Source organism: uncultured Amnibacterium sp., from assembly GCF_964245895.1.
Lineage (GTDB): Bacteria > Actinomycetota > Actinomycetes > Actinomycetales > Microbacteriaceae > Amnibacterium.
Genome location: NZ_CAXTOQ010000144.1, coordinates 1 through 8,575, shown reverse-complemented (window position 1 = coordinate 8,575; position 8,575 = coordinate 1). Strand labels below are relative to the sequence as shown.

9 protein-coding genes and 1 pseudogene are annotated in these 8,575 nt (G+C 72.9%); all 10 read left to right on the top strand.

Translation table 11 applies throughout. The features are described from left to right. Nucleotides 1-886: pseudogene (locus ACFE60_RS15475) on the top strand (hypothetical protein); the annotation flags it as partial. Continuing rightward, nucleotides 886-1,716 (top strand): prepilin peptidase, encoded by an 831-nt coding sequence (locus tag ACFE60_RS15470; protein ID WP_375389759.1) that lies wholly within the window; start codon nt 886-888, stop codon nt 1,714-1,716. The pseudogene ACFE60_RS15475 and the gene ACFE60_RS15470, both read left to right, overlap by 1 nt. Before the next feature lie 97 nt (nt 1,717-1,813). After that, nucleotides 1,814-2,866 (top strand): type IV pilus assembly protein PilM, encoded by a 1,053-nt coding sequence (gene pilM, locus ACFE60_RS15465; protein WP_375389758.1) that lies wholly within the window; start codon nt 1,814-1,816, stop codon nt 2,864-2,866. Then, nucleotides 2,863-3,579: a hypothetical protein gene (locus ACFE60_RS15460; RefSeq protein WP_375389757.1), complete on the top strand. Its 717-nt coding sequence runs from the start codon at nt 2,863-2,865 to the stop codon at nt 3,577-3,579. Before pilM ends, ACFE60_RS15460 begins: the two co-directional genes overlap by 4 nt. Further along, a complete protein-coding gene (locus tag ACFE60_RS15455; RefSeq protein ID WP_375389756.1) occupies nt 3,576-4,262 on the top strand; it encodes a hypothetical protein in 687 nt (228 codons plus the stop codon). The genes ACFE60_RS15460 and ACFE60_RS15455 overlap by 4 nt, the downstream gene beginning before the upstream one ends. Continuing rightward, nucleotides 4,259-5,914 (top strand): S8 family serine peptidase, encoded by a 1,656-nt coding sequence (locus ACFE60_RS15450; protein ID WP_375389755.1) that lies wholly within the window; start codon nt 4,259-4,261, stop codon nt 5,912-5,914. The genes ACFE60_RS15455 and ACFE60_RS15450 overlap by 4 nt, the downstream gene beginning before the upstream one ends. A 43-nt stretch (nt 5,915-5,957) precedes the next feature. Further along, the gene (locus ACFE60_RS15445) at nt 5,958-6,938 is read left to right on the top strand and encodes a hypothetical protein (RefSeq protein WP_375389754.1); all 981 of its coding nucleotides are present in this window, start codon (nt 5,958-5,960) and stop codon (nt 6,936-6,938) included. A gap of 76 nt (nt 6,939-7,014) precedes the next feature. Further along, nucleotides 7,015-7,389 (top strand): hypothetical protein, encoded by a 375-nt coding sequence (locus tag ACFE60_RS15440; RefSeq protein ID WP_375389753.1) that lies wholly within the window; start codon nt 7,015-7,017, stop codon nt 7,387-7,389. A 388-nt stretch (nt 7,390-7,777) separates the two neighbouring features. Further along, nucleotides 7,778-8,152: a 30S ribosomal protein S12 gene (rpsL, locus tag ACFE60_RS15435; protein WP_055857271.1), complete on the top strand. Its 375-nt coding sequence runs from the start codon at nt 7,778-7,780 to the stop codon at nt 8,150-8,152. Next, the coding region (gene rpsG / locus ACFE60_RS15430) for a 30S ribosomal protein S7 (RefSeq protein ID WP_375389752.1) at nt 8,152-8,575 on the top strand (424 nt) is incomplete at its 3' end. The genes rpsL and rpsG, both read left to right, overlap by 1 nt.

Sequence of the window (8,575 nt, the reverse complement as noted above, 5' to 3'; positions counted from 1 at the left end):
CACGTCGACGACCTCGGCCTCCTGCGGTGTCCCGTACGCGGCCACCTACGGCAGCGCCTGCTCGACCTCGACCGGTACGACGTGCACCCTCGCGCTCTACACCACGAACAAGTACGTCGTGCTCACCACGACGACGACCGGTGTTCCCGACGGGGCGGTGCCGTCGAAGGTCACCATGCCGTCGTCCTGGCCGTCGAATACGACGTACACCTGCACCGGTGCGGACGCGAGCGCGATGCCGACTTCGACATCGAGTGGCAGCGCCGGCTGGATCCTGAAGGACAACGACGGAACCGTCCGCTACCCGCTCGCGGGCGAGACCCCGGCGACGAACTGGGACAGGAGCACCGGCACCGGCACCAGCTGGGACACCACCACCCCCGCCTACGGCTGCCGGAACGGCGACGCCTTCGTCTCCGGCACGCTGTCGGGGAAGCTCACGATCGCGAGCGACAACTACGTCTACGCCACCGGCGACATCATGTACAGCTCCCCGACGAACGACGTGCTCGGTCTCGTCGGCAACAACGGGGTGCTCGTCTGGAACCCGATGAGCGGTGGAGCGCCGATGCTCACCCAGCAGAACCGGCGGATCGACTCGGCGATCCTGTCGCCGATCCACACCTTCCAGGTGCAGAACTACGACGTGGGCGGGTACCGCGGCGTGCTCACCATCAACGGGTCCATCGCGCAGAGGTTCCGCGGTCCGGTCGCCACCACCTCGGGCTCGGCGGTCGCGACCGGGTACGCGAAGAACTACGGCTACGACCAGCGGTTCATCGCGGTGACACCGCCGTACTACCTCAAGCCGACCTCCGCGTCGTTCCGAGTCAGCTCCTACGCCTCGACCAAGCCCGCCTTCACATCGACCGGAGCACCCGGCTGATGATCGTGCTGCTCGCCTTCGCCGCCGCCTTCGGGATCGCGATCGGCTCCTTCCTCAACGTGGTCGCCCATCGGGTGCCCGCGGGGCTCTCCGTGGTCTCGCCGCCGTCGGCCTGCCCGGGCTGCGGATCCGCCATCACGGCCCGCGACAACGTCCCCGTGGTGTCCTGGCTGCTGCTGCACGCGCGATGCCGCACCTGCAGGGAGCCGATCTCCGCGCGGTACCCCATCGTCGAGGCGATCACAGGCGTCGTGTTCGTCGTCGTGTCCCTGCGCTTCGCGCCGGCCTTCGCCGAGCAGCTCCTCCTGTCGCCGCGGCTCGCGGCCGCGGCCGGGCTCGAGTGGATCGTGTTCCTCTACCTCGGCGCCGTATCGGTGGCCCTCGCCGCCATCGACATCGACGTGCGCCGCCTGCCCGATCGCATCGTCCTGCCCTCGTACGTCGTCGGTGTCGCGCTGCTGGGCGCCGTCGACCTGCTGCGGGGGGACCCGACCGCCGTCGGCACCGCACTCGCGGGATCCGGGGCCGCGGCGCTCCTCTTCGCCGTGCTGTGGTTCGCCCGCCCCGGCGGGATGGGCCTCGGCGACGTGAAGCTCGCCGGCGTGCTCGGGCTGTTCCTCGGCCAGCTCGGGGTCGCGCAGCTCGCCGTGGGGATCTCGGCCGGCTTCCTCCTCGGCGGGATCTTCGGCGTCGCCCTGCTGCTCAGCCGGCGCGGCGGCCGGCGCACGGCGATCCCGTTCGGCCCGTGGATGCTCGCGGGCGCCTGGGTCGGCGTGCTCGCGGGAGAGCCGCTCGCCGCCGCGTACCTGACCGTGACGGGCCTGACGTGACCTCTTCGGGCGTTCCTCGAACTGGGAACTGTCCCGGTCGCCATCCACTCACGACACTGACTCCATCCACCGCTCTTCAGCGAAAGCGAACCGCACGATGACCAAGACGATCGTCGGCCTCGACCTCGGTCACGGCCTGATCCGCGCCGCCGAGGTGCAGCCCGAGCACGGGCGCCACCCGGCGACGCTGGTCCGCTACCACGAGATCCCCGTGTCGTACGACGCGATCCGGGAGGGCGTCGTCGTCGATGAGGACGCCGTCGTCGCGGCGCTCGAGAACCTCCGCGGGACCGCCGGCTTCGGCACGAAGGACGTCGTCCTCGGCATCGGCGGCCAGCAGGTGCTGATCCGGGAGCTGCTGGTCCCCGCGATGCCCCTCCCGGCGCTGCGGGAGACGCTGCCCTTCCGAGCGGCCGAGCTGCTGCCGCTGCCGGTCGAGCACGCGGTCCTCGACTTCTACCCGGTCGAGGAGGTCGAGGACGCCGAGGGGCCGATGCTCCGCGGTCTGCTCGTCGCCGCGACGAAGGAATCGGTCGTCAGCAACATCCGCGCGGCGAAGCGCGCGGGGTTCAAGGTCCTCGACGTCGACCTGATCCCGTTCGCGATCATCCGCGCGCAGCCGCTCGCCGATCGCGGCGGGGTGAAGCTGTTCGTCCACGTCGGTGCGACGTCCACGAGCGTCGTCGTCACGGCGAAGGGGATCCCGCAGTTCGTCCGCATGCTGCCGAACGGCGGGAACGACCTCACGACGGCGCTGGTCGACTCGCTCGGCCTCCGGGCAGACCGCGCCGACGACATGAAGCGCCGCTACGGCATCAAGTCGGACCCGGCGGACCCGCAGTCGGAGTTCGTGGCCCGGGTGAACGCGGAAGGTGCCCGGGACATCGTCCAGGCGGCCCGTTCCACGGTCGCCTTCTACGAGAACGCGCACCCCGAGGGCAGCCGCGTCGACGGCGTCGTCCTGTCCGGCGGCGGAGCGCAGCTCCGCGGTCTCGCCGGCGAGATCGCCGACGTCACCGGCCTCCCGGTCGTCTCCGCGCGAGGAGACGCCGGCATCAGCATCGGCTCGCGCATCGACGAGACCGCGATGCTCGCGGCCGGCGTCACGCCGGCCGTCGCAGTCGGTCTGGCCCTGAGGAGCATGGCATGAGCACCCCCGAGACCGTCACGAGCAAGGAGTCCGCGCGCTCGCGGGCCCGGACCTCCGCGGCGCCGAAGCGGTCGGCGCGTCTGGGCGTGGGCACGGTCCCGCAGGTGTCCCTCCTGCCGAGCGAGGTGCGGGACGCCGGCGCCGCGACCCGCCACCGCGGGCGGCTGGTCGCCGTGGTCGTCGTCGCCGCGGTCGTCGCGGCAGGCGCCATCGCTGCGGCGAGCACCGTCGAGAGCGACGCGCAGGCCAGGCTCGCCGCGACGACGCAGCAGTCGTCGATCCTCACCGGGCAGCTGAACAAGTTCGACGACGTCCGCGCGCTCGAGCGCGAGATCGCGCTCGGCAGGTCCGCGGTGAAGGTCGGGGGAGCGACGACGATCGACTGGGACAAGCAGATCGCCGACATGGAGGCCGAGAAGCCGAGCGGGTACACCGTGACCGGCATCGAGGCGTCGGGCGCGTCGCCGCTCGCCGACTACGCGCAGGGCACGACGGCCGTCGAGCCCCGGCGAGCCGCCACCGTGATCATGACCCTGTCCACGTCCTCGATCGGGGACGAGTTCTCGGTCTGGCTGCGTCGCCTCCGGTCCATCCCGGCGTACGCGGACGTCTCCGGCACGACCTCGACCGATTCCACCGGCGCGGTCACCGTCACGGTCACCATGCACCTCAGCCCTGCCGCGATCACCCCTGACGCCCCGGAGTCGAAATGAACCCCACCCGTATCTGGACGGTCGGTGCCGTCGTCGCCGTCGTCGCGATCTTCGGCGCCGCAGCCGGTCTCGGGATCCAGCCCCACCTCGCCGCCGCGGCGGCGTCCGACGCCTCGGACCAGGCGGCCGCGGCGCAGAACCTGCAGACGAACACCGAGATCGCGCGGCTCACGCGCGTCGCTGCGACGCAGTCGACGCTCGAGACCACGCGGACCGACCTCGACTGGGCCGTCCCGCCGAGCTTCCGCATCAACTCGTTCTCGAAGATGCTGCGGGACGCGGCGGCAGTGAACGGGGTCACCATCACGGACTTCGCGCCCTCGTCGCCCACGGTGTACGCACCGGTCGCCGAGGCGACCGCCGTCGCTCCGGCCGCCACCGGCTCGAGCGCCTCGGCTTCAGCGACCCCGACGCCGGCCGCGACTCCGGCTCCGGCTCCGACGACCGACCCGAAGTCGCCCTGGTTCGGTGTGAACGATCCCGCGATCACCGCGGCGAACTTCACCGTGGTGCCGGTCACGGTCACGGTGGAGGGGCCGGCCAGCGGGGTCGTCGCCTTCGCGACCGACGCGCAGCAGCAGCGGCGCGTGTTCGCGGTCACGACCGTCTCCACCCAGCTCGACAAGACCACCGGCGTCACCACCGGCGTCATCGCCGGCTACATCTACACGCTCGCGAAGTGACCGTCCGGTCCTCGAGGGGGAGGACCGCCGCCGCGGTGGCGCTCGTCGCCATCGCGGCGTGCGGCACCGCGACGGCGGCGTCCGCGGCGCCGCAGCCCGACCCCGTGCGCCTCGTCGTGACGCTGCACGGGTCGGTCCCGACCCGCGCCCAGCTGCAGGCCACGGTCCGGTCGATCGAGGTCGACTCGGTGGAGGCGCTCGGCCACGGGCTCGCGGCGGTCACGGTCAGCACCCGCGATCCCGGTGCGGCCGCGTCGGCGCTCGAGGCGTCGAGGCTGGTCGACGACGCGTCCCACGACCGCCGCTTCACCGCGAGCGGCACGGCGGCGCCGCAGATCACGAGGGACACCTACTTCCCGCAGCAGTGGGACCTGTGGGACGCCGCCTCCACGAAGCGCGCGGGCGGCTTCGGGGTCGACGCCCCGCGCGCGTGGCGGACGACGACCGGCTCGGCCGGCGTGGTCGTCGCGGTGCTGGACACCGGCATCACCCCGCATCCCGACCTCGCCGGCGCGAGCATCGCCGCCGGCTACGACTTCGTCTCCGACGACGACGGGGTCGAGACCGGCGACGGCGGCGGCTGGGATCCCGACCCGACCGACGAGGGCGACGCCTGCCTCGCGGACGGGGAGTCCGCCAGCTGGCACGGCACCTTCGTCACCGGCGAGATCGCCGCGCAGGACAACCGCTACGGCGTCACGGGGCAGGCTCGGGGCGTCACGATCGAGCCGGTCCGCGTGCTCGGCGCCTGCGGCGGGTCGGAGTCGGACACCATCGCGGCCATCGAGTGGGCGTCCGGCGGCACGGTCGACGGCGTGCCCGCGAACGCGAACCCCGCGAAGGTGATCTCGATGTCCCTCGGCTCCGCCGGCGGAGCCTGCTCCGACGCGCTGCAGACCGCGGTCGCGGACGCGACCTCGCGCGGCAGCGTCGTGATCGTCGCGGCCGGGAACGACGGCGACCCGATGGCGGACACCTCGCCCGCGAACTGCTCCGGCGTCGTCAGCGTCGCCGCGAGCACGCGCACCGGCGCGCTCGCGGGTTACTCCAACTACGGCACCGTCGCGGCGTCGCCGACCATCGCCGCACCCGGCGGCTCGGCGGACGACCCGATCGTCGGCGACACCTGGACCTCGACGACCACGTTCTCGGCGTCGCGCAACCGGCCCGCGATCGGCACCTCGGAGGGGACGAGCATGGCGGCGCCGCGCGTCGCCGCTGCCGTCGCCCTGCTGCTCTCGGTCCGGCCCGGTCTGTCTCCGGCGGACGTCGCCGCACGGCTCGTCGGCACCGCGACGCCGTTCCCTGCCCGCTCAGGCTGCTCGGCCGTGCGCTGCGGCGCCGGCATCGTGAACGCGGGAGACCTCCTGGGCGGCAGCAGGCTGTTCGTCCAGGCGGCCCGGACCACGGTCAGCGGCACGCCGGTCGTCGGCAAGCGCCTCACCGCGCACGCCGGCACCTGGCGCGCGACGCCGCAGCGCGTCACGTACCAGTGGCTGCGCGACGGCAAGGCCATCGCCGGCGCAGCGGCCCGCACGTACATGGTCACCGCGAAGGACACCGGTCACCGCGTCGGCGTGCAGGTGCAGGTCCTGCGCTCCGACACCGCTCCGGCCTCGGCCAGGAGCACGGCTCGTCGCGTCGCGGGCTGATCCTCTCCCGTAGGCTCGATCGGCCACGACGAAGGGGGCCGACATGGCCGAGGTGAACGATCCGGCGGGGGAGCCCCCGGCCGAGAACGATCGGCGCGTCGCACGTCCCGCCGCCGAGACCGGGTACGGCCGGGAGCAGCCGCCGCTGCTGGTGCCGCCGACGGACGACGAGCTCGCGGACCGCGGAGAGCCCTCGGCGGACGAGGTGCACGCGGCCGCCGGGCGCTCGGAGCAGCCCGTCGATCCGGCCACGCGGCGACTCGACTCGGTGCCGCCCGATCCGGTGGAGGAGCCCGAGGCCCGCCAGGACGACGCCCCGCAGCGTCCGGTCGCGGCCCGCGCGGCGACGCCGGTGACCGACGAGCCGCAGCCGCGGAGCGACGAGCGGGACCCCGCGACCGCGCCGGACGCCGAGCGTGTCGGCGCCGAGCGCGCAGAAGCCGAGCCCGCCGCGGTGCCGGTCGCGCCGACCGCAGCGACCCCGATCGAGCCCGCCGCGGCGGACGCGCCGCCGCCGCCGAAGGTGCGGGGCAACCGGATCGTCGGATTCTTCTGGGTGATGCTCGCGGCGGGGATCTTCCAGGTGCTGTTCTTCGCCGCGAACGCGCTCGTCGCGCTCGTGTTCGGCGGAACGGCCGCGGTGGTGCCGCAGCTGCAGTCGATCGCCGGCACGGCGCTCGCCTGGCTGCCGGTGCTGCTGCTCTTCCTGCTGTTCCTCCTCACCGTGCTGATCTCCGGCCGCGCCGGCCGGGTGGCCTACGTGTTCTCGAGCCTGCTGGTCGGCGCCGCCGTGTACATCGGGACGGTCCTGCTCTTCTCGCTGATCGTCCGGCACGCGCTGGGCGACGCGAACACGCTCGCGCAGACCTTCCTGAACTGGGAGTTCATCCTGATCGGCCTCGTCGCGCGCGAGACGATGCTCTGGACCGGCCTCGCGATCGGGTCGAGGGGCATCCGGGTGCGGCGGCGCAACCGGGACGAGCGCAAGCGCTACGAGGAGGGGCTCGCCGACGCGCGCTCCTGACCGGCGCGCCGGCGCGGGGATCGCGATCCTCGTCGCCCTGGGCTGGGCCGCCTCCGTCGTCGGCGCGAACGGGCTGGTGAGCCTCGGCACGGGGCTCGAGGTGGTGCCCGTCGCGGGCGCCGGCCCGGTCGCCGAGCCCGCGGCCGTCGCGCTCGCCACGCTCCTCGTCGCCGCACGGTCGGCCCGCGCCACCGCGCGCAGCGCGCTGCTGCCGCTCGAGACCGGGTTGCTCGCCGCGGTCCTGCTGATCGTGGTGCCGGCCGCGGTCGCTCTGCTCACCGGTCCAGGAGAGGCGGTGCTCACCCTCGGGCGGGCGGCCACCTCGGTGTTCACCGCGGTCGACGCCGTGCTCGCCGCGGCCGCTGGGTTCATCGTGCTGCTCGTGGTCAGGGCCCGCGCCGCCGGGGCGGGGCGCCCGCGGTGGCCCTGGGAGGATCGCGACGAGCCCTGAGCGCGGCCGGATGCCCCGGGCGGCAGGAGAGAGCGCGTCAGCGGGACGATTCGAGCGGTTCAGCAGGACAAGACGGATTCAGCAGGACGATTCGGTCGATTTCGTCCTGCTCGAGCCGTTCTGTCCTGCTGTCCCGCTCAGCCCGGCGCTGCCGGATGCCCCGGGCGTGTTCGACAGCCCTCCGGACTGCGGCTATCATCTTCCGGGTGTGTGCCGCTGTCCGGTGCACAGCACGTCCCACGGGAGGCTCTCGGCCGCCCAGTCTGTGGGACCAGCGGATGCTCGTCATCCGCTTCGACCGTCAGACACCGGCACGTCCCGGTGTGCGGCCGCCCGTGCGGGCGGCGCAGCAACGAGAACCGCCTCAGGGCGGCGAGGAGTCAGCAGAGTGCCCACCATCCAGCAGCTGGTCCGCAAGGGCCGCACGCCCAAGGTCGTCAAGACCAAGGCGCCTGCGCTGAAGGCGAACCCGCAGCAGCGCGGCGTCTGCACCCGCGTCTACACCACGACGCCGAAGAAGCCGAACTCCGCGCTCCGCAAGGTCGCGCGCGTGAAGCTGTCCAACGGCACCGAGGTCACCGCGTACATCCCCGGTGAGGGCCACAACCTCCAGGAGCACTCGATGGTGCTCGTCCGCGGCGGCCGGGTGAAGGACCTGCCCGGCGTGCGCTACAAGATCGTGCGCGGTGCGCTCGACACCCAGGCCGTGAAGAACCGCAAGCAGGCTCGCAGCCGCTACGGCGCGAAGATGGACAAGAAGTAATGCCTCGTAAAGGACCCGCCCCGAAGCGCCCGGTCGTCGCCGACCCGGTCTACTCCGCCCCCGTCGTCAGCCAGCTGGTCAACAAGATCCTGGTCGACGGCAAGAAGGGCCTCTCCGAGCGCATCGTCTACGGCGCGCTCGAGGCCGTCGCGGCCAAGAACGGCCAGGACGCCGTCGTCACGCTGAAGAAGGCCCTCGACAACGTCCGCCCGACCATCGAGGTCAAGAGCCGCCGCGTCGGCGGCTCGACCTACCAGGTCCCGGTCGAGGTCAAGCCGCACCGCGCGAACACGCTCGCGCTCCGCTGGCTCACCTCCTACGCCAAGGCCCGTCGCGAGAAGTCGATGACGGACCGGCTGACCAACGAGATCCTCGACGCCTCCAACGGCCTCGGCGGCGCGGTCAAGAAGCGTGAAGACACGC

Coding starts and splice junctions, on each gene's coding strand:
- ACFE60_RS15470 (WP_375389759.1), top strand. CDS start 886: ATGATCGTGCTGCTCGCCTTCGCCGCCGCCTTCGGGATCGCGATCGGC.
- pilM (WP_375389758.1), top strand. CDS start 1,814: ATGACCAAGACGATCGTCGGCCTCGACCTCGGTCACGGCCTGATCCGC.
- ACFE60_RS15460 (WP_375389757.1), top strand. CDS start 2,863: ATGAGCACCCCCGAGACCGTCACGAGCAAGGAGTCCGCGCGCTCGCGG.
- ACFE60_RS15455 (WP_375389756.1), top strand. CDS start 3,576: ATGAACCCCACCCGTATCTGGACGGTCGGTGCCGTCGTCGCCGTCGTC.
- ACFE60_RS15445 (WP_375389754.1), top strand. CDS start 5,958: ATGGCCGAGGTGAACGATCCGGCGGGGGAGCCCCCGGCCGAGAACGAT.